Below are 19,275 nucleotides of genomic sequence, written 5' to 3'. Positions count from 1 at the left end.
CGTTCAGCGACTTCGACCAGGCGGATGGTCGCAGTCTGTCGCTGGCGGAGATGCCGGACCTGCCATCGCCGGACGACCTCGGGCCGTGCATGCCCGGCCAGGATCCCGTTGATCACGCTGCTGATCTGCGTGGCCTTGAGGAAAGCCCCGGCCGGGCGGGGGAACACCGGCCGGGGCAGTCTGGGGTGGGAACTGGTTCGGTTACCGCGCGGGGCGCTGCCGTGGGTTGTGGGTTACCTCTCCCACATGGGGCGCAGGCGCTCTGACGGAATGGGGGTACGTCGTTGGGATCTCCGCGGCTGAATCCCAGCGCTTCTACCCGGGCGGAGCGTCTTCCTTCATGTTGCGCGCCTTTCGGCGTGTGAGCGCAGGGACAACTTAACCTGGGTCGCCGTCGTCGCGGCCACGTCCAACTGCGGGTTTCTGGCCGACCCTCCGCAGGTCAGGCCAGTTGACTTGCGGAGTGCGTGCGCTATTCGATGCGGGGGCATTCTAGGTCTGGGGCACCGCTGGCACCCCGTCGACCCGTGGCGTCTTCTGTGCAACGCTGGGCGGATTCGATTTCGTATAGGGGCGCGCCCGTTGGAGGGGGTCTATTGGCATGCTTGAAACAGCTTCGAGTTCGGGGGACTGGATCAGCAGTTTCCATCCGGCGCCGGACAGTCCAGTGCGGCTCGTATGCCTGCCGCACGCCGGCGGGTCGGCAAGCTTCTTCTTTCCGGTTTCCAAGGCTCTCGCACCCGCGGTGGAGGTACTGGCGATCCAGTACCCCGGTCGTCAGAATCGGCTCGATGTGCCGCCGATCGACAACCTTTCAGAATTGGCGGATGAGATCTTCGGCGCGCTACGGCTCAGCATCGATGACCGGCCGCTGGCGCTGTTCGGGCACAGCATGGGTGCTGTGCTCGCGTATGAGGTAGCGCTTCGTCTGCAGCGGAGCGGTCTTCCGCCGCCGGCTCGGCTCTTTGTCTCCGGTCGGCAGGCCCCGTCCTGCTTTCGAGACGGACGGATCCATCGGGCGTCCGATGACGAGGTCGTGGCTTCGATCCAGGCGCTGAGCGGCACCAGCCAGGCGATTTTGGACGACCCGGAGATGCTGGCGATGATCCTTCCGGCGATCCGCAGCGACTACCATGCCGTCGCGGGGTACCGGCACGACCCGGGTCAGGTACTCGACTGCCCGGTGACCGTGCTGCACGGCGACAGCGACCCGCAGGTGTCGGTCGACGAGGCACGCGCTTGGGCGGAACACACAACTGGGCAGACCGACGTGGAAGTGTTTCCGGGGGGGCACTTCTTTGTCGTCGACCGCAGTCGTGAGGTGATCGGACTGCTGTCACGGGAGTTGAGCGACCTGTGCGCGGGACTGAACCGATGAATCATCTTCGGGGACACCAGCTCGCGGCGAGCAGTGTCTTTGCAGGCGTATCCGGCGGGCCGCCGCCCTGCGGTCGCATGCTCGACGGCTGGATCAACGGCTTTGCGCACTCCCACAGCCCGTCCGAAACGATCCGACTCCATGTTTCGCTGCCGCCGGCGTTCCAGGCAGGAGTCCGCCCCAAACAGAGAAGCAGGGAGAACAATGATGCGTGTTGAAGTCGACGTTCCCAGCTGTGTTGCTTCGGGCCAGTGCGTGATGCTCGCCCCCGACGTCTTCGACCAGCGTGAGGAGGACGGCAGCGTTGTCCTCCTCGATGACACTCCGCCGTACGAACTTCACGACGCCGTGGGCGAGTCGGCCACGATGTGCCCCGCGCAAGCGATCCGGCTCGCGGAGTCGTGACCGCCGCCGAGACCCTCCACCGGTCGGGCCACAAAGGAGATCCTGTCCGGCGCCTGGGCCGGCTGCCCCTGCGCACCGGCGGCTCAGCCCGGGAGGTCCTTCCAATAGCGGGCGGAAAGCGTGCAGCGGTCGTCGTATCCGTGGTGCTGGTAGAAGGCATTGGCATCGAGCCGTGAGCGCAGGGTCGTCACTTCGACGGCGGAGCAGTCGCATTGCCACGCCAGTTCCTCGGCGGCGCTGGTCAGCCGGCTGCCCGCTCCTGTGCGGCGGGCCGCCGCGTCGACGACGAGGCTCTCGATGCGGGCCCAGCGCCCGGTTTTCTCGAGGTACGGGACGGCGTGCAGGGAAAGGAGCCGACGACGCGTCCACTGTGCTCAGCCGCCAGGACAGCGCTGAACGGATCGTCGAACCAAAAGGTGAGGCGCTTTTCGACGTCCGGTGCCGTACTGGGGTACCCGAGTTGGCACAGCAGACCGGCGATCTGGTCGGCATCCGGGAGAGTGGCTCGGCGTACGGTGACTGTCACGTCGTCAGCCCGGTCCAGGTCGCGGCACTGCGACCGTCCGGCGGTCCTCGTCGGCCCCGTCACCAGGGGACCCGGACTGCCGCCAGGCGCCACGACATCGAAGTCGCTGTCCATCCCGTGCTGGGGGTCTCGGCGGGAAGGAGCGCGTCGGCTATCCGCCAGAGTGCGGCTTTCCGGGATGCCTTGAGAAGCACGACGTCGTCGGCGCGCAGTTCGTTACGCAAGAGCGCCGTCGCGGCTTCGACGTCCGGCACCAGTTCGGTACGGGTGTCCTTGCTTGCGGTTCTCGCCGCGGCTTCATGGATCTGCCGGGCGTCCTCGCCGATCACCACGATCTGGTCGGCGGACTGCGCGGCGAGCCGTCCCCAGCTGTCATGCCTGGCGTCTCCGGAGAAGCCGGGTTCGTGTGCCGTCCCGAGCAGCGCCCACTTTCGTGCATCGACGGCCATGGCCATCGCGGCCAGGGTGCGCAGGGCAGCCCGCACCGATCCCGAGCTCACGTTGCGCGCGTCGTCGATCACGGTGCCCCCCTCCGGCGTCCGATGGACCGCCATCCGGTGCGGGGGCGTCGAGCGGTCGTTGTGCAGACCCGCGATGACCTCGTCGTGCGTGGCACCGAACTCCAGCGCGACTGCCGCGGCGGCCAGCGCGTTGTCGATCTGGTGCTCACCGCGCGTCGGCAGGGCGACTCGCGCGGAACCACTGATGCCGGGCAGGTCGAGCCGCGTGGTGAACCGCGGTCTTGATTGGCTGTCGGGCTCGATGCCGGTGGCGCGAACGTGTGCGCCGGCGGTGCGTCCGGTCAGCACGACTCGGGCCGAGGTCCGGTGCGTCATGGCGGCGACGCGCGGGTCGTCGGCGTTGAGAACGGCGACCCCGCCGGCGGATGCGTGCGGCAGTGCCTCCACGAGTTCGCGCTTGGCGGCGGCGATGGCGTCCTGGGAGCCGAACCTGCCGAGATGGGCGTCACCGACGTTCAGCACGACGCCGAGGCCGACTCCCCCGGCGCCTGGTCACCCCGTCGGTCGAAGTGGAAGTCCTGTTCCAGCACCGCAAGCGCGTCGGGCCGGTCGGCAAGGAGAGCCCGGAGGCGGTCCACCGGAACGAGCCTCAACATGCCGCCGGCCTTCGCCGGCCGCACGCACAGGAGGGTGAAGTAGTCCGGCAGCGGGAAGGGCCGCTCCGCGCCGTCGGTGTCGAACTCTCCCTGCCGGACGGCGGCGAGGAAGCCTTCCGGCCACCTGTGTCGTTGCCGATCAAAATCCACGCGGGTTCACCTTCGCAGGCTATGGAGTACACGACCGTGGAGCCATTCACATTGGGCGCACGCCGTGCGTCCCGCGAGCGCATTGGTCACGTTCCGTGGTTGCGCTGTTTGGTGCCGTGAAGGGTGGCGGCGTATTCCGGATACCAGGGCGTCCACAAAGACGCGTTGCCGGAGAGTCCGTAGCGCCCCTGCTCCAGAATGAGCAGTTCCGGGCACGCTGCTGTTCGGCGACAGCCCTTTGTCCGCTCGATGAGTTGCTGCGGCTGGATGTCGTCGAAGGCATCTTCGACGCGAGGGTCCCCGGGTGGTCGCCATGCGCGCGCTCACCGACGGTTCGGTGCTCACCCAGCGGCGTTGGCACGGTCTCGCTGTCGAAGTGGCGGATGGAGCTGCGCCACCTCGCCCGCGGGGCGACGCTGCTCAACGACTCCTACAACGCCAACCCCGACTCGATCCGCGCCGCGCTCGCGTAGTGGGCTGTGCGGTTCAGCCTCCGCGCCGTTTCATATAGAGGTCGAAGACCCGGTAGACCACCGGCCGCAGCGGCAGGTCCCACTCACCGACGTAGCGCACCGCCTGGCCGCCGGTGCCGACTTTGAACTGGACGAGGCCGACGTGCGGGTCCTGCCCGTCCAGCGTCGGCGTGATACCGCGCAGGTCGTAGACATCGCAGCCGGCGGCGAGCGCGTCGCGGATCATCGCCCACTGGCAGGCGTTGGAGCCGCGCACCTCGCGCTTCGCGGTGGCGGAGGCACCGTAGGCGTACACCGCGTGGGCGCCTACGCGGACCAGGATGGTGGAGGCGACCAAGTCGCCCTGATGGTGGGCCAGGTAGAGCGTGATCCGCTCGGGGTCCTCGGCGCTCAGCGCCGCGAACATGGTCTCGAAGTAGCGCAGCGGCCGGGGTGCGAAGTGGTCACGCTTGGCGGTGTGCACGTAGAGGTCGTGAAACGCCTTCAGGTCTTGCGGGCCCCCGTCGCCGACCGTGACCTCGACGCCCTCCTTGGCCGCCTTCTTGATGTTGCGGCGCCACTGCTGGTTCATGCCCCTGAGCAGCTCGTCCTCGGTCCTGCCTGCCAGCGGGACCTCGTACTTGAACTGCGGATGCCCGACCCCGAACCCGTCCAACGGGTTCTGCGGCAGCCAGCCCGCGTCCTTCAGCCTGCTGCTCACGCGGGCGCCGACCGGGTCGCTCCACTGTCCCGGCAGGTCGGTCAGCCGCCGGATGTCCGGGCCGGCGATACCCTCCTTGACCTGGGCGGCGCTCCAGGTGTCCGTGACCACCGGCGGGCCGAGCCGGATCGCGAACGCCCCGTGCTCCTTGAGATACGCCGCCAGCGGATCGAGCCACGCACCGATGTCACCGCTCCAGTCGATGACCGGGCCCTCGGGCAGATACGCCAGCGTGAAACGGTCGAGCCGCGGCACCGGGCGGTGCAGGACGAGTCCGGCACCGACCAGGCGCCGGCCGTCGAACCAGCCGAGGGACTCGCTGCGCCACTCGGTCTTGACGCGGGCCCACGCCGGGGTCTGCAGAAAGCTGACCGACCGCTGGGCCCGCACGAACACCAGATGCTCGACGGCGCTGATCGGCCTGACGACAAGATTCCCGGCTGCAGTTCGCATTGGTTCGCTGGAAGGGTTGTAGGACATGGCGCCAGTCAATGTAGCGGAGTGTTGCCCGGGCGTATGCGATTCTCGATACGCCGACGATATGTCACGGCAGCGACCGCCTTCTCCGAACTATCGCCCCACTCAACCGTGTTGGTCCGGAACTCCGGCGGGTACTTGCAGATCAGCGCATGTCGGTTGTCGCCAGGGAGCGGGGTGCCGGCGCCGGGAGGGGCGCTCCGCTGCCGAGTTGCGTCTCCAGGCGCTTCGGGAGCGCCCGGCGGTACAGCGGCAGGGCCGCGGCGCTCGTGACAACGGCGACCACGACGAGAACGGAGAACACCGGCTTGGTGATCAGGCCCTGCGCCAAGCCGATGTTGATGAAGATGAGGATCATCATGCCGCGGGCGTTCATCAGTCCTCCCACGGCGAAGGCCTCGCGCCAGCTGAAGCAGAGCGTCCTCATGGCCAGGGTGCTGCCGAAGTACTTGCCCGCGAATCCCGCCAGCAACACGGCGACGCCGAACAGCAGGCTGTCGGCCGAGATGCCCCGCAGGTCGGTGGTGAGACCGGACAGGCAGAAGAAGACGGGCAGCAGCAGCGTGGAGACGGTGTCCATCATCCGGCTGTGCAGCGCCTGGCGGAACCGCGGGTCACGGGGCATGGCCAGGCCGGCGATGAATCCGCCGAAGACGGAGTAGATGCCGATCAGGTCGGTGAGGTATCCGCAGGCGAGTGGGACGATGACGACGACGTACATCACGCCGGGGCTCAACGTGCCCTGCGGGCTGACGTGCCGCGCCAGCGGCCGCAACAGCCGGTTCACTCCGAACAGCATCACAGCGGTGAACAGGAGGCTGTAGCCGATCATGGGCAGCGCGTCGGCGGCCCCGGCACCGGTGTGCACGGCCGTCAGCACGGCCAGGAAGCACCAGGCCGCCGCGTCGTCGATGGAGGCGGCGACCAGGGACAGCCGCCCCAGGCGGGAGTTCTGCAGACCCCGCTCGTACAGCATTCGGGCCAGCATGGGGAGCGCGGTGAGGGACAATGCCCCGCCCACGAAGAGGGCGAACTCCCACCGGCCGACATCCTCGCGCGAGAGGTCGTCCCACATCAGCAGGCCGACGAGACCGCCGAGGACGAGGGAGGGCAGGAACCCGGAGACGGCTAGGACCGCCGGGTGGTGCTTGCGGTCGGACTCGTGGCGGCCGGGCTCGAGACCGGCACCGACGAGGAACATGTAGAGCGTCAGCCCGATGGTGCTCAGGACGTACAGCACCGGCCGTGCGTCCGCCGGGAAGACATCCGCCTGAAGATCGGGCGCCAGCCAGCCGAACAGTGTCGGGCCCAGCATGATGCCGCCCACGATCTCGCCGAGTACCCGCGGCTGTCCGAGCATGGCCGCGAGCCGGCCGGCCACGGCCGCTGTCAGCAGGATGACCGCCAGTGCGGGAAGCACGTCGAGCGCCAGTTCGAGGTTGGTGTCGCTCGCGGCCAAGGACACGTGGTCCTGCATGGGAATGGGGCCTCCTTGAGTCGGGTGCCGAAGGCTGTCGTCAGTGAGGGACCAGGCAGCGGCGGTCGCGGGTGACGTGGGTGGCATGGTCCTTCTCGGCGTACCGGATGTGGTTCATGTTCGCCTCGCGGCGAACCGGCCCACCTTGTCGATGACGTCGGCGCCGTACAGCCGCAGCGCCTGCTGGAGCGCGAACTCCGCCATGTAGCGGCGGAACTCCTCGGGCGGCTCGTCGGACAGGTTCAGCATCCGACGGTTGACGAGTACCGCTTCCCCGCCCAGCCGTTCCAGGGCCCGTTCGATCGCGGCGTCCAGGTCGGCCGGTTCGGCGACCTCGTCGACGATGAGACGGGCGTCCGGTTCGCTCGCCCACAGCCGTCGGCCGCCGAGGATCACCTGCCGGGCGGCGCGCGGGCCGACCGAACGGGTGAGGCGGAGGTTCGCGACGCCCGGGATGATGCCCTCCTTGGCGGCGGGCAGGCTGAGGAAGGCGTCGGACGCGGCCAGCACATGGTCGAAGACGAGCAGCAGCTGGGTGCCGCCGCCGATCGCGAACGCGTCGACGGCGGCCGCCCACGGCTTGGCCGCGTACGGCGGCCGCCAGTCACCGTCGTCCAGGCGCAGCCCGCGAACGATCTTGTTGATGTAGCCGAGCTCCCGGCGGAGCAGGAACCCGACGAGCGGAATGTCACCCGATGACAGGTACTTGAGGTTGATTCCGGCGCTGAACACGCGCCTGCCCCGGTAGCGCGGGTGGGTCATCTCGCCGCCGCGCACGAACCCGACCTTGACGTCGTCGTCCAGCAGGGCCAGGTCGACCGCGGTCTCCATGTCCTCGACCTGTTGCTCGTCCTCGGCGTTGAGGCGGTCGCCGCGGCACATCGTCAGGTGGGCGACGCCGTCGCGCCGCTCCAGCCGGACGGCCTCGGTCTGCAGGAGGCCGGTCCGCCGGAAATCCGGGAGCAGTGCGAGCGCCCGCGCGGTCGGCCGGAGCATCGCGTCGACCAAGTGTGGGCCCGTGACGGGTGAGCCGAGCACCGCCCGCAGGAAGATGCCCTGGTCGATCTCCCGGCCTTCTTTGTCCGCCTGGGTCCGCGACCGCTCGTCCGCGAGCTGTGCCGCCGTCGGGACCAGGCCGGGGAAGACTTCGGCGGCCTGCGCGACCAGGGCTTCGATGCGCAGACTGCGGCCGCCGGTGATCCGGGCGTACACCTCCTCGACGTGCTCGGCCAGGAACCGGGAGCGCAATCGGCGCACCTCGTCCTGGGCGGCGGCGGCCTCGGCCCGCCGGCCGGGGTGCCGTCGCGTCGGCTCGGGCAGGGCGGCGAGCAGGTCGTCGACCTGCTCGGCCGCCTTGTGCAGCGCCTCCGCGGCGGCGGTGAGACCGCTCGGGAGTTTGCTCGCGATCGTCATGCGGACGGTCCCGTGCGGCGCAGGGTGCGGTCGCAGGCGGCGAGGTGCCTGCCGAGCGCGTCCTCGAAGGCCGTCGAGCCGGCTTCGAAAATCAGCTGCCTGCGCATCGCCACCTCCGTGCCGTCCACGGCACCGGCCGCCTCGGCCAGGTGGGCCAGCGTCGTCGCCGGGTCCTCGGTCACCTCGTCGATCAGGTTGAGCGCGAGCGCGCGGTCCGTCTCGATCGGGGCCCCGAGCAGCACGGCCCGCCGGATGCCCGCCGCACCGGCCTGCTGGGTGAGCCGGTGCACGGTCATCCCCGGCCAGGTGGCATCCCCTGCCCAGGAGAGCAGCAACCTGGTGTCAGGAGCGACGATCCGGACGTCGGCGGCGAGGAGGACGTCCAGGGCCGTTCCGGCGCAGTCGCCCGACGCCACCACGACCGTGAGGCGGCCGAGCCGTTCGAACCGGCGCACCACCCGTTCCCATTTGGAGAGCAGGCCGACGGTCAGCTCCGTCCACCAGTCGGCCGGCGGGACACCCGTGACGTGGAGGGTGACCGGGCCGGATTCCCGATGGTCCTCGGCGCGGTCGCAGAGGTCGTCCATCTCCTCGACCGAGGCGGCCGACAGGGGCCGGGTGCCGTCCAGGCGCAGCATCAGTTCGCCATCCGTTTCCCCGCGCGTCACCACTGGATCAGCGCCGTTTCGATCGAGGAGCCGGGCCCCATGGTCATCAGCACTGCGTAGTCGCCGGGCCGGGCGATGTCCTCCTCGGCGAGTCGCTCGTAGGAGAAGAGGAAGGAGCCGCTGGAGAGATTTCCGTAATCGCGGAGCACACCGGTGGTGTGCCGGACGTCGTACCGGCTCAGGCCGAGGTTGACCACGACGGCGTCGATCACCTTCTTGCCACCGGAGTGCACCAGCCAATGGCTGATGTCGCTGCGGCGCAGCCCCGTACCGGACAGCAGCCTGTCGACGACGATCTCGGCGTGCGCACCGACCACGTAGGGAATCTGCGGATCGAGGAAGAAGCTGAACCGGTCCTGGTCCCGGTCCCATTCGTAGCGCATCGCGTCGATCGCGTCGGTGATGAGGTAGCTCGCGGACTTCAGCATGCGTGGGCCGGGTGCCCGCCCGTCACCGGAGACGACAGCGAGGGCGGCGGATCCGTCGCCGAACAGGCTGTTGACCACCGCGGTCCGCATCGTGCCGTCCAGGGCGTACGCGGCGGAACACGCCTCGCTGCACAGGACGACGCCGAGCTCACCCGGGTGCGCCGCGGACCAGCCCGCGACCACGTTGAGCGCGTTCAGACCCGCATTGCATCCCATGCCCACGATGTCCGAACGGCTGCAATGCGGGTCTATACCGAGTTCACGGATGATCAATGCGCTCAGGCCGGGAGTCAGGTAGCCGGTCGAGGTGACGCAGCACAGGTGACGCAGGTCCGAGAGCGTCGCTCCCGCCGACTTCAGGCAGGCCTCGAGCGCCCGGCATCCCATGTCGACAGCGATCTTCTTGTGTTTGTCCAGGAGATCGCCCTGGGGTTCCGGTACGCGCACTCCATCGGGGCCTTCCTGCGGCAGCGTGAGAAAGCGCCGTTCGATCGCGCTGTTCAGGAAGACCGATCGGACCCTGGGGTCCTCGATGTCGAGGATGTCGAGCAGTTCGGCTTGCGAGTAGGACGTGTCGGACACGGCGGTCCCGACACCTGCGAATCTGGTGATCTCGGTGAGTCCGGTGAGGACGGAAGGGTCCGCAACCGGCGCGACAGTGGTAGTCATCGGTACATCCAGCCCCAAGTCCTGAGCTTGCTGCGCAACACCGGCTTTATCTGTGACGCGGTCATTGATCTCACCTTTCGTGTTTCGTCGTGCGTAGGTGGAGGGTGCTTGTGACGCCGGGCCCCTTCCGCGGAGCATCAGCCGTACCGGGGTCTCCTCGTGCTCAGCCGTCCGGCCGCGTGCACCGAGTCGCAGCCCGCCAGGCCCAGTGCGTCCCGGAGCTCGGCGGCGAGCAGTTCGAGCACCTGTCGGACGCCGTCCTGGCCCGCCGTGGCCAGCCCCCACATCAGGGGCCGTCCGATCAGCACGGCCGACGCACCGAGGGCGACGGCCTTGAGGATGTCCGTGCCGCTCCGGATTCCCCCGTCCAGCAGCACGTGACAGCCGTCGGCGACCGCTGCGGCGATCTCGCCCAGCACCTCGATCCCGGGCACGGCACCGTCCAGCTGACGGCCTCCGTGGTTGGACACCACGATGCCGCTGACACCGGTCTCGACGGCACGGCGGGCGTCCTCGACAGCGAGAATCCCTTTGAGCACCACCGGCAGGTTCGTGCGTGCGCACACCGCCGCCACGGAGTCCCAGTTGGCCGGGGCGAACTCGCGCGCGGTGTGGTCGGCCACGGCCGAGACGCCCGGAACTCGGCGGTGCGCGGCCGCGGATGCCTCGAAGTTGGCAGCCGTCACCCACTCCGGCAGTGCGAAGCCGTTGCGCATGTCGCGCAACCGCCGTCCCATCCACGGCACATCGACGGTGAACACGATCGCCTCACAGCCGGAGTCCTCCGCCCTGCGCACCAGATCCAGAGATCGTTTCTGGTCACGCAGCCAGTACAGCTGGAACCACGGCCGGCCGCCGACGGCCGCGATCTCCTCCAGCGGCACGCTGCTCATGGTGCAGATGGTGTACGGCACACCGGCGTCCCGGGCCGCGCGGGCCGCCGCGAGCTCGCCCTCGGGATGGAACAACCGCTGGTACGCGATGGGCGCGACCGCCAGCGGCAATGCGGCGTTGTGGCAGAGGACCTCGGACTCCGTGCTGCTCTCGATCAGGTCACGCAGCATCCGGGGCACCACGAAGATCCGCTCGAGCGCGGTGCGGTTGGCCACCAGAGATGCCTCGGCGCCGCTGCCCCCGGCGAGAAAGTCCCAGGTGTGGCGGGGCAGGACGTCCCGGGCGGCACGTTCGAGCTCCTCCAGGCGAAGGTACGTCATCGTCGAACGGCGCCGGGATCGCTCTGTCCGGTCCGTTCCAGCTCCACGGCCTCGTACAGGGCCTTGATGTTGGAGCTGCCGAAGGTCTCCGCCCCCTGCCTCTCGATGATCTCGAAGAAGATCGTCCGCCGAGGATGAACGGAGGCGGTGAAGATCTGGAACATCTGGCCGCCGTGATCCTCGTCGGCGAGCACGTTCGTCGTCCGCAGATCATCCAGTTTGTGCGTATCCAGCGCGATCCGTTCACCGAGCATGTCGTAGTAGGTCGCCGGCGTCTTCAGGAACTCCACCCCGCGCCGGGACAGCGCCTGGACCGAGCGGACCGCGTCGTCGCTGGTGAATGCGATGTGCTGGACACCAGCCCCGTGGTGCTCCTTGAGGAAGTCGTCGATCTGGCCCGGGTCGGCGCTCTCATCGGGCTCGATCAACGTGAGGGTGATCGCTCCCGACGCGCTCTGCACGACGGTGGAGTTCATCGCCTGGGCACCGACCACGATGTGCTCCTCGAATATCTGCCGGAACCCCAGTGCCCGCTCGTAGAACCGCACCGTGGGGCCGAGGTCGCCCCCGCTCAGACAGACCGCGAAGTGATCGATCCCCAGCAGGTCCACGTCGCCCCCGCGATGGCCGTTCGCGTGCGGCGGGGCGGGAGTTTCGTCCCTCTGGACCAAGGTGTGCACCACATCCCCGAAACCGAGGATGGCGGCCGTGACGGCCGGTCCGTGCGGCTCCGCTGCGCTGCGCCGCGCCGGTTCCCGGACAGCGACGGCCCCGCCCCGCACGGCAGCCTCGAAAGCGGCGGCCGCGTCCGACGTACGCAGCGCGACGTCGGCCACACCGTCGCCGTGCGTCTGGAGGTAGGCCGTCGCCGGATGACGATCCGACGTCGGCTCGGTGAGAACCAGCTTGATCGGTCCCTGGCTCAGCGTGACGCTCCGGTGGTCCGCCGAGCGGCTCGTACCGGCGACGGCGAAAGCGTATTGATCCACCCAGCCGAACGCGGCCTCCTCCAGATTCCCGACATATATCTCCACATACTCGATCTCGAAATTCTGCACAGCGCTCAAGACTTCCTCCAAGAAACGGATAGATGCCTATTCACAGCATGACTGCGAGGCAATTTCGCATCAACGGTGTCAAATTGACGCCTCCTCGGCACAGGCGTCATGGATACCGGCTCCGGGTCAGCGCCCTGTGAACCGCACCGGGAGTTCCCGGTACCCCTGCACGGCGATCGCGCGCAACCAGGTGGGCTCCTGCACCAATTCCACCCGCGAGACCCGCTCGGCCAGTGTGCGCAGTACGACCGACAGTTCAATTCGGGCGAGTGCGGAACCGAGGCAGTGATGCACCCCGTGGCCGAACGTGATGTGCCGATTGGGCTTTCGCCCGGGGTGGAACGCGTCGGGGTCGTCGAACTCGGCGGGGTCCCTGTTCGCGGCGGGCAGCCACGCGACCACCGGTGCGCCCGGCGGCAGGTGACGGCCGTTGATCGTGACCTCGCTGGTCGTCACCCGGAGCACGTGCATCGCCGGCGAGGTCCAGCGCAGCACCTCCTCCACGACAGTGCCGACGTCCGCGCTCCCGTCGCGCAGGCCGGTCAGCAGGCCGGGCACCGTGGCGAGCGCGTGCACCGCGCCGGTGATCGCGTGCCGGGTGGTCTCGTTGCCGCCGATCAGTACGTTGTCGCAGTTGAGCAGGACATCGTCGAGGGTGAGGCTGTCATCGGCCATCAGCGTGCTGACGAGGTCGGCACCGGGGCGCTCACGGCGCTCGGTGATCAACTCGTAGAAGTAGACGAGGATCTCGGTGTGGGCCTGACGCGGCGTCATCCCGTCGAACAATTCGTCCGCACCGCCGAACGCGTGGTTGGTCAGCTCTATGAGCATGTCCTGGTCCCCGGTCGGTACGCCGAGGATGTCGCACACGACCGCGGCTGGAATGCGTGAGCCGATCGCCGGGGCCACGTCGCACACGCCGCCGTCGAGCGCCTGGTCGAGCACGCGGCGCACCTCGGTCCGCACCCGCTCCGCCAGCTCCTGCGCGGCCGCTCTGGAGAGTAGCGGTCCGACCAGCCTGCGCAGCCTGCGGTGCCGCTCCCGTTCGGAGACCACCATCATCCGGCCGCCCGAGGTGTCCGGATGGTCGCGGTCGAAGCCGATCATCATCCCGTACTCGGAGGTGAACGGTGCGGAGGGCGCGAGGACCGCGGCACACGCGCGGTGCGAGAACACGGACCAGAAGCCGGTGGGTGAACTGCCCGGATCGCTCCACACCATCGCGTCCTGCGCCGCGAGTGCCCGCCAGCGGGCGTGCCGGTCGAGCGTCGTGTACAGGTCGGGGTTGCCGAGATCGGTCTTGTCGGCGGTCTTCGTGCGCATGAGGGTCTCCAGGTCACGTCGGTGCGCCGTCGAGCACCTTGGCGAGCTGTGCCACGGTCGGCGCGTTGAAGAAGGCCTGCACCCGCAGCCGGACGTGCAGGCTCTCGCGGATGCGGGCCACCAGCCGAGTCGCGAGCAGCGAGTGGCCGCCGACCTCGAAGAAGCTGTCCTCGACGCCGACGCTGCTGACGCCGAGCACTTCGGCGAACAACGTGGCCAGGTGGATCTCCGTGGGGGTACTCGGCGCTCGCCCCGATGTCGCGCGTCCGGCGTCCTCGGGGTCGGGCAGGGCGGCTCGGTCGACCTTGCCGTTCGGCGATGTCGGCAGACGCGGCAGGGCGACGACCACGTCGGGTACCAGGTAGGAGGGCAACCGTCCGCGCAGCTGTGCCAGGAGGTGTTCGGTCGGAACCGGCGTGCCCGCCGTGCCGACCACGTAGGCGACCAGCCTGTTTTCGTGCTCAGTCACCACCGCCTGGGCCACCGTGTCCACTTCGAGCAGGGCGGCCTCGACCTCGCCCGGCTCGATCCGGTGACCACGGATTTTCAGCTGGCCGTCGGCGCGGCCGACGAAGACGAGCTGACCGTCCGAGCGCGCCCGCACCCGGTCGCCGGTGCGGTACATACGGTCGCCCGGAGTGCCGAACGGATCCGGCAGGAACCGCTGCGCGGTCTGCGCCGGCCGGTTCAGGTAGCCGCGGGCGAGGCCGGGGCCGCTCATGTACAGCTCGCCCACGTCCCCGTCCGGGACGGCTCGTAGCCGGTCGTCCAGGACGTACGTGCGGACGCCGGTGATCGGCCTGCCGATCGGCGGCGTTCCGTCGCCGGTCAGTGGCTCGCTCGCGGTCACCGCGACCGTGGCCTCGGTCGGGCCGTACGCGTTGATCATCACGCGGTCGGTGGCCCAGCGTTTCGCGACCGGTGCCGGGCACGCCTCGCCCGCGACCAGGAGGGTCAGCCCTGCGGGCAGGCCGCCGGCTTCCTCCAGCGGCGCCAGCGCCGACGGCGGCAAGGTGATGTGGGTGATGCTCTGGTCGCGCACCAGCCGGGCGAGCGGTTCACCCGGGACCAGGTCCGCCGCAGGAGCCAGCACCAGGCAGCCGCCGGCCAGCCAGGTCGGCCAGAACTCGGCGACAGAGGCGTCGAAGCTGGGTGACGCGAACGCCAGCAACCTGCTGTCCGGCAGCAGCCGCTGGCGGCGCACGTAGTCGGCGGCCAGGTTCGGGATCCCGCGATGTGTGACCAGCACGCCTTTCGGCCGTCCGGTCGAGCCCGAGGTGTAGATGACGTACGCGGGGTGGTCGGGAAGCAAGGCGCCGAGCCGGTCGTGGTCGGCCAGGTCCGGCTCGGACCGGGACGGCTCCCGTTCCACGCTCAGGGCGGCGGGGGCGCCGGCCACATCCTGCCCTGGCAGGGACAGCACGCAGTGCGCTGACGCGTCGTCAAGCATCTGCCGCCTGCGTTCCTCCGGATAGTCCGGGTTGACGGGCACGTATGCGGCACCGGCCTTGTGCACGGCCAGGACCGCGATGACGAACTCGATCGACCGCGGCATCACCGTTGCGACCAGCCGTTCCGGGCCGGCCCCGTGCTCGACGAGGCGACGCGCGACGAGGTTGGCCTCCCCGTTCAGCTCGGCGTAGGTCAGTGTGGTGTCACCCATCACCACCGCCGGCCGGTCCGGCTGCGCCGCGGCGGTCGCCTCGAACAGTGCGGGCGCCGTGGACGGCGGCACGATCGCGCCGGTCATACCTGCTCCTTCGCGGCTCCGGGCGCCTCGGCGCTCGTGTCGACGGGGCGTCCGGCACGGCCCGGCTGACTGTCGCGGGCTGACTCAAGGGGTGTCATGCGGTCTCCTCCCATCGCGCGGGCTCGGCGCGCAGGAACCGGATCAGCTCGCGATTCACCGCTTCCGGGTTCTCCAAGTAGCCGAAGTGCCCGCACCCGGGGATCGTGCGGTGCGTCGCGCCGGGTATCGCGGCGGCCAGCTCCCGTCCGGCTGCCGGCGGCGTCACGAGGTCGTGCTCGAACGAGACGACGTGGCAGGGCACCTTGATCGCGCGGTAGGCCTGGATGCGGTCGGGCAAAGCGCTCAGCAGCAGTTGGGCCCGGATCCCCGGGCCCCCCGTACCTGACGCCTCGAGCAGGTCGAGCCAGTCGGCGGTGAGGTCGTCGTCGGTGAGCGTCGCGGGCCCCAGATTGTGCATGGCGCGGACGGCGGCGAGGTACCTCCGCGGCAGCTCCGTACCGCGTTCGATCAGCTCCGCCTCGGCCTCGGCCAGCAACCGCTGGACGAGACTGCTCCTGCCGCAGGCCGCCATCAGCACGGCCGAGTCCAGCAGTTCGGGGCGGGCAAGTGCCAGCTCCTGCGCAATGTACGAGCCCATCGAGGTGCCGACCACGCGGCACGGCGCCACTCCGAGGTGCTCGATCAGGGCGGCCACGTCCGCGACGAGGTCGTCGATGGTGAACCCGTCCGCGCCGTCGTCGCTGGGCGGGATCCCGCGGTTGTCCATGGTGATCACCCGGAATCCGGCGGAGCGGAGCGCGGGCACCTGGTGCAGGTCCCACACCGAACTCGGCGCCCCGGTGCCGGTCAGCAACAGGACGGGCGAAGCATTTCCGTGGTCGTGGTAGGACAACCGAATTCCGCTCTCCGTTGTCATTAACATGCCGGTCCTCCCCCACCAGATGCTGTGGCATATGTGTGACCGTACCTTCGAATATCGAGCATCTGGAAGAGCGGCCATAGACATCCACAATTTCGGACGCGCCGGAGACATGCGTCCACGGCCGTCGACTTGACACCTCGACCGCCTATGAAAAACCCTGGCATTCATGAATTCATACGGTCTGTCCACGCGCTTGAGCATGGAAACTCTGCACGGCTCGCTCACCGATCCGGCTATCTCGTCGATGAACCTGCTCAATGAGCTGGTCGGCGAATATCCCGTGGCCATTTCCATGGCGGCGGGTCGCCCGTACGAAGAGTTCTTCGACGTCCGTCTCATCCACGAGTACATCGACGCCTACTGCGACCACCTCCACAATGATCGGAGGCTGACCGAGGCGGAGGTCACCCGCACGCTCTTCCAGTACGGCACCACGAAGGGCGTCATCACCGATCTCATCGCCCGCAACCTCGCCGTGGACGAGAACGTCGACGCCGACCCCGAGTCCGTGGTCGTCACCGTGGGCGCGCAGGAGGCCATGTTCCTGGTTCTCCGCGCGCTGCGGGCGGACGAGCGGGACGTGCTGCTCGCCCCCGCCCCCACCTACGTCGGCCTGACCGGGGCCGCACTGCTGACCGACACCCCGGTATGGCCTGTCCGGTCCACCGAGAACGGCATCGACCCCGAGGACCTCGCCCTCCAGCTGAAACGCGCCAACGAGCAGGGCAAGCGCGTCCGGGCCTGCTACGTGACGCCCGACTTCGCCAACCCGACGGGCACCAGCATGGACGTGCCCGCCCGCCACCGGCTCCTGGAGGTCGCCGAGGCGGGCGGCATCCTGCTTCTGGAGGACAACGCGTACGGGGTCTTCGGGTCCGAGCGCCTTCCTACGCTGAAGGCGCTCGACCGGTCGGGGACCGTGGTCCACATCGGCTCCTTCGCCAAAACCGGCATGCCCGGCGCCCGGGTCGGTTACGTCGTGGCCGATCAGCACGTGGCCGGGGGCGGCCTGCTCGCCGACCAGCTCTCGAAGCTCAAGGGCATGCTCACGGTGAACACCTCGCCCGTCGCGCAAGCGGTGATCGCCGGAAAGCTCCTGCTCAACGACTTCAGTCTGGTCAAGGCCAACGCCAGGGAAATCGCCATCTACCAACGCAACCTCCAGCACACGCTGGGCGAGCTCGCCCGCAGGCTCGACGGCTGCCCCGGGGTCGGCTGGAACGCGCCGAAGGGCGGTTTCTTCGTCACCGTCACCGTGCCCTTCGTCGTCGACGACGCGTTGCTGAAACACGCCGCCAGCGACTACGGCGTCCTGTTCACGCCGATGCACCACTTCTACGGCGGCAAGGACGGGTTCAATCAACTCCGGCTCTCGATCAGCCTGCTCACACCGGAGCTCATCGAGGAGGCCGTCTCCCGGCTCGCCGCACTCATCACCGCGCGCCTCCCCTGATCCGGGTCCGGAGAGTCATGAGGGATCGCTCCGCAAGGACGCCTGCAGCAACAAGGCGTCATGGCGGCCGCTGCCCCCGGCGGACCTGAACGAAGCCGGCTCCCTCACGTCGAATCCGGCCTGTTCCAGTTCCCGTACCACCTGATCCGGCTCCAGGAGCCGCAGGCGACTCGTGCAGACGACGAAGGGGTCCGACGCATCATCGGCGGGGTAGACGGTGATGTCCTGGATCGCTTCCGCCGGCGACCGCCGCACGTGCAACACGTACCGTCGGCCGCTGCGACCTGACAGCTCCTGATCGCGCTCGAGCGACTGCGACCCGCCCGTATCGGCCATGCTGATCAGGAATGTCCCGCCGGGCTCGAGGTGCTCACGAACCGACGCGTACAAGCCACGCCTGTCGGCGTCCTCCAGGAGACTGATCGAGCCGTAGCTGATGACCACGGCCCCAAAGCGCCGGCCCAGCACGAAGGCGCTCATGTCTCCTTGCACCACGGTGCACCGGTCCCGAAGATCTGCCGGCTCGTCCTCCAGCTGCCGCCGAAGGGCGGCGACCATCGCGGTCGACAGCTCCAGTGCGGTCACCTCGAACCCGAGCGCCAGCAAGGGGAAGGTCAGTCGGCCCGTTCCGGCAGCGAGTTCGAGGACCGGTCCGGACGCGGAGCGGATGCGGGCGCCCATCTCCTGTGCCTCCGAGACGCCGTCCGCATCCTGCATCAGATCGGACCCGGCGTCGTCGTCGTAGAAGCTGCGCAGCACACCTCGCTCACCCACGCAGGCCAGCAAAGCGTCCGCGCGAGTCGTCCGAACCGGGCCATGTTCCAGCTGATTACTCATGAGGCCAACCTCCTGGTCGACATTGGTCGGACGACAGCCCAGGTTCTTTCGCCGTATCCGCCGTGGGGCGAGCTCTCCCGCGCATGCTTCTCCAGCTGGGCGAACAAGTCCTTGTCGGGCCCGTTGAGCATCGGCATCTGAGAGGCGTAGCGCCTCAGGGCCTCGAATTTCCGCGTCCGCGCCTGCGTCTCGACGGAGCTGAAATCGGGAGGACCGAGACGAAAGCCCCTCGGCAGCTCGACGGGGTCCAGCCCGAAGATCGCGTGCGGAAGGTCTTCCCACAGGCGCACCGGAATGCCGTGCTCGTGCGCCGTGAACAGCGCGGCGTCCCGTGCGATCTCGCTGTCGATATGGCCGTTGGCGGCCGCGCAGGTGACGATCAGCCTCGGAGCACACGCGTCGACAGCCGACTCGATGTCGGCCTTCACCGCGGAGAACAGAGCCGCATCGCCCTGTGACGGTCGCCTTCTGATGGCCACCTTCTGCCGGCCCGGCACGTTGTCGGCCAGCCATTGGCCATCGGGCGACTTGCGATAAATGGCATCAAGGAACCGGCCGTGCCGGTGGCCGACCCCCAGGTGGTCGAGCGCGGCGATGTCTTCTTTCCGGCGGTGCAGCGATGCGTCGTGATCCGGCGAGATGCCCCAGATTCCGTGCAATCGCTGCGCCGCCGGGGAGTAGGGAGGTGAGGGGGTGCCGGCGAATACCGTGAAGACGGTCACCTGTGCACTGTCCTGCACCGCTTGGGCGAGGCCGGCCCCGAAGGACAGGACCGCATCGTCCAGATGAGGGGATATCACCAGTAGTCGGGTCCGGTCGGAGCCTCGAAACATGGCA

Annotated in this window: 19 protein-coding genes; 4 read left to right on the top strand and 15 right to left on the bottom strand. The window is 68.9% G+C overall.

The genetic code is table 11. The annotated features are described in order from the left end of the window. The first annotated feature begins 601 nt into the window (after nt 1-601). Together OG542_RS40155 and OG542_RS40150 are read left to right on the top strand one after the other, a co-directional pair. Nucleotides 602-1,378: a thioesterase II family protein gene (locus OG542_RS40155; RefSeq protein WP_328407007.1), complete on the top strand. Its 777-nt coding sequence runs from the start codon at nt 602-604 to the stop codon at nt 1,376-1,378. A gap of 207 nt (nt 1,379-1,585) precedes the next feature. Then, the gene (locus OG542_RS40150; RefSeq protein ID WP_328417669.1) at nt 1,586-1,783 is read left to right on the top strand and encodes a ferredoxin; all 198 of its coding nucleotides are present in this window, start codon (nt 1,586-1,588) and stop codon (nt 1,781-1,783) included. Between the two features lie 83 nt (nt 1,784-1,866). Here OG542_RS40150 and OG542_RS40835 read toward each other — a convergent pair whose 3' ends face one another. From OG542_RS40835 to OG542_RS40140, 3 genes are all read right to left on the bottom strand, one after another. Further along, entirely contained in the window at nt 1,867-2,127 is a 261-nt protein-coding gene (locus tag OG542_RS40835) for a GNAT family N-acetyltransferase (RefSeq protein WP_408057838.1), read from the bottom strand. 241 nt (nt 2,128-2,368) lie between these two features. Then, nucleotides 2,369-3,292 carry a Mur ligase family protein gene (locus tag OG542_RS40145; protein WP_328407009.1) on the bottom strand — a complete coding sequence of 308 codons (924 nt, stop codon included), beginning with the start codon at nt 3,290-3,292 and terminating at the stop codon, nt 2,369-2,371. Further along, complete coding sequence (locus tag OG542_RS40140; protein WP_328407011.1) at nt 3,286-3,576, bottom strand: hypothetical protein; 291 nt, start codon at nt 3,574-3,576, stop codon at nt 3,286-3,288. The genes OG542_RS40145 and OG542_RS40140 overlap by 7 nt, the downstream gene beginning before the upstream one ends. A gap of 383 nt (nt 3,577-3,959) precedes the next feature. Between OG542_RS40140 and OG542_RS40135 the strand changes: the two genes are divergently transcribed. Continuing rightward, nucleotides 3,960-4,049 carry a glutamate ligase domain-containing protein gene (locus OG542_RS40135; protein WP_328407013.1) on the top strand — a complete coding sequence of 30 codons (90 nt, stop codon included), beginning with the start codon at nt 3,960-3,962 and terminating at the stop codon, nt 4,047-4,049. A 13-nt stretch (nt 4,050-4,062) separates the two neighbouring features. Here OG542_RS40135 and OG542_RS40130 read toward each other — a convergent pair whose 3' ends face one another. From OG542_RS40130 to OG542_RS40085, 10 genes are all read right to left on the bottom strand, one after another. Continuing rightward, nucleotides 4,063-5,202: a lipid II:glycine glycyltransferase FemX gene (locus OG542_RS40130; protein ID WP_408057697.1), complete on the bottom strand. Its 1,140-nt coding sequence runs from the start codon at nt 5,200-5,202 to the stop codon at nt 4,063-4,065. A 169-nt stretch (nt 5,203-5,371) separates the two neighbouring features. Further along, on the bottom strand, nt 5,372-6,703 hold the full coding sequence (locus OG542_RS40125) for a cation:proton antiporter (protein WP_328407017.1): 1,332 nt from the start codon (nt 6,701-6,703) through the stop codon (nt 5,372-5,374). A gap of 114 nt (nt 6,704-6,817) precedes the next feature. Beyond that, nucleotides 6,818-8,116 carry a (3,5-dihydroxyphenyl)acetyl-CoA 1,2-dioxygenase DpgC gene (gene dpgC / locus OG542_RS40120; protein ID WP_328407019.1) on the bottom strand — a complete coding sequence of 433 codons (1,299 nt, stop codon included), beginning with the start codon at nt 8,114-8,116 and terminating at the stop codon, nt 6,818-6,820. Continuing rightward, on the bottom strand, nt 8,113-8,784 hold the full coding sequence (gene dpgB / locus OG542_RS40115) for an enoyl-CoA-hydratase DpgB (protein ID WP_328407021.1): 672 nt from the start codon (nt 8,782-8,784) through the stop codon (nt 8,113-8,115). The genes dpgC and dpgB overlap by 4 nt, the downstream gene beginning before the upstream one ends. After that, nucleotides 8,781-9,881 carry a 3,5-dihydroxyphenylacetyl-CoA synthase DpgA gene (gene dpgA, locus OG542_RS40110; protein WP_328407023.1) on the bottom strand — a complete coding sequence of 367 codons (1,101 nt, stop codon included), beginning with the start codon at nt 9,879-9,881 and terminating at the stop codon, nt 8,781-8,783. Before dpgA ends, dpgB begins: the two co-directional genes overlap by 4 nt. A gap of 137 nt (nt 9,882-10,018) precedes the next feature. Next, nucleotides 10,019-11,095: an alpha-hydroxy acid oxidase gene (locus tag OG542_RS40105; protein ID WP_328407025.1), complete on the bottom strand. Its 1,077-nt coding sequence runs from the start codon at nt 11,093-11,095 to the stop codon at nt 10,019-10,021. Further along, entirely contained in the window at nt 11,092-12,162 is a 1,071-nt protein-coding gene (gene hppD / locus OG542_RS40100) for a 4-hydroxyphenylpyruvate dioxygenase (protein WP_408057698.1), read from the bottom strand. Before hppD ends, OG542_RS40105 begins: the two co-directional genes overlap by 4 nt. Nucleotides 12,163-12,279: 117 nt before the next feature. Then, nucleotides 12,280-13,476 carry a cytochrome P450 gene (locus OG542_RS40095; protein WP_328407027.1) on the bottom strand — a complete coding sequence of 399 codons (1,197 nt, stop codon included), beginning with the start codon at nt 13,474-13,476 and terminating at the stop codon, nt 12,280-12,282. A 13-nt stretch (nt 13,477-13,489) separates the two neighbouring features. Next, nucleotides 13,490-15,226: an amino acid adenylation domain-containing protein gene (locus OG542_RS40090; RefSeq protein ID WP_328407029.1), complete on the bottom strand. Its 1,737-nt coding sequence runs from the start codon at nt 15,224-15,226 to the stop codon at nt 13,490-13,492. A 94-nt stretch (nt 15,227-15,320) separates the two neighbouring features. After that, a complete protein-coding gene (locus OG542_RS40085; RefSeq protein WP_328407031.1) occupies nt 15,321-16,142 on the bottom strand; it encodes an alpha/beta fold hydrolase in 822 nt (273 codons plus the stop codon). A 205-nt stretch (nt 16,143-16,347) separates the two neighbouring features. On the opposite strand from OG542_RS40085, the gene OG542_RS40080 reads away from it, so the two are divergent. Next, a complete protein-coding gene (locus tag OG542_RS40080) occupies nt 16,348-17,601 on the top strand; it encodes an aminotransferase-like domain-containing protein (RefSeq protein ID WP_328407034.1) in 1,254 nt (417 codons plus the stop codon). Nucleotides 17,602-17,616: 15 nt separating this feature from the next. On the opposite strand, the gene mpaM is transcribed toward OG542_RS40080, so the two are convergent. After that, nucleotides 17,617-18,438 carry a daptide-type RiPP biosynthesis methyltransferase gene (mpaM, locus tag OG542_RS40075; RefSeq protein WP_328407036.1) on the bottom strand — a complete coding sequence of 274 codons (822 nt, stop codon included), beginning with the start codon at nt 18,436-18,438 and terminating at the stop codon, nt 17,617-17,619. Then, nucleotides 18,435-19,271, bottom strand: coding sequence for a PIG-L deacetylase family protein (locus OG542_RS40070; RefSeq protein ID WP_328407038.1), 837 nt, complete (start codon nt 19,269-19,271; stop codon nt 18,435-18,437). Before OG542_RS40070 ends, mpaM begins: the two co-directional genes overlap by 4 nt. Between the last annotated feature and the right edge of the window lie 4 nt (nt 19,272-19,275).

It is taken from the genome of Streptomyces violaceus, from assembly GCF_036014075.1.
Lineage (GTDB): Bacteria > Actinomycetota > Actinomycetes > Streptomycetales > Streptomycetaceae > Streptomyces > Streptomyces violaceus.
The sequence above is the reverse complement of the archived record's forward strand: the minus strand, read 5'-3'. Positions and strand labels throughout refer to the sequence as shown.

Excerpts from the sequence above, each read along its gene's own strand:
- OG542_RS40155 (WP_328407007.1), top strand. The coding sequence starts at position 602 with ATGCTTGAAACAGCTTCGAGTTCGGGGGACTGGATCAGCAGTTTCCAT.
- OG542_RS40150 (WP_328417669.1), top strand. The coding sequence starts at position 1,586 with ATGCGTGTTGAAGTCGACGTTCCCAGCTGTGTTGCTTCGGGCCAGTGC.
- OG542_RS40135 (WP_328407013.1), top strand. The coding sequence starts at position 3,960 with ATGGAGCTGCGCCACCTCGCCCGCGGGGCGACGCTGCTCAACGACTCC.
- OG542_RS40130 (WP_408057697.1), bottom strand. The coding sequence starts at position 5,202 with ATGCGAACTGCAGCCGGGAATCTTGTCGTCAGGCCGATCAGCGCCGTC.
- OG542_RS40125 (WP_328407017.1), bottom strand. The coding sequence starts at position 6,703 with ATGCAGGACCACGTGTCCTTGGCCGCGAGCGACACCAACCTCGAACTG.
- dpgC (WP_328407019.1), bottom strand. The coding sequence starts at position 8,116 with ATGACGATCGCGAGCAAACTCCCGAGCGGTCTCACCGCCGCCGCGGAG.
- dpgA (WP_328407023.1), bottom strand. The coding sequence starts at position 9,881 with ATGACTACCACTGTCGCGCCGGTTGCGGACCCTTCCGTCCTCACCGGA.
- OG542_RS40105 (WP_328407025.1), bottom strand. The coding sequence starts at position 11,095 with ATGACGTACCTTCGCCTGGAGGAGCTCGAACGTGCCGCCCGGGACGTC.
- OG542_RS40095 (WP_328407027.1), bottom strand. The coding sequence starts at position 13,476 with ATGCGCACGAAGACCGCCGACAAGACCGATCTCGGCAACCCCGACCTG.
- OG542_RS40090 (WP_328407029.1), bottom strand. The coding sequence starts at position 15,226 with ATGACCGGCGCGATCGTGCCGCCGTCCACGGCGCCCGCACTGTTCGAG.
- OG542_RS40085 (WP_328407031.1), bottom strand. The coding sequence starts at position 16,142 with ATGACAACGGAGAGCGGAATTCGGTTGTCCTACCACGACCACGGAAAT.
- OG542_RS40080 (WP_328407034.1), top strand. The coding sequence starts at position 16,348 with ATGGAAACTCTGCACGGCTCGCTCACCGATCCGGCTATCTCGTCGATG.
- mpaM (WP_328407036.1), bottom strand. The coding sequence starts at position 18,438 with ATGAGTAATCAGCTGGAACATGGCCCGGTTCGGACGACTCGCGCGGAC.
- OG542_RS40070 (WP_328407038.1), bottom strand. The coding sequence starts at position 19,271 with ATGTTTCGAGGCTCCGACCGGACCCGACTACTGGTGATATCCCCTCAT.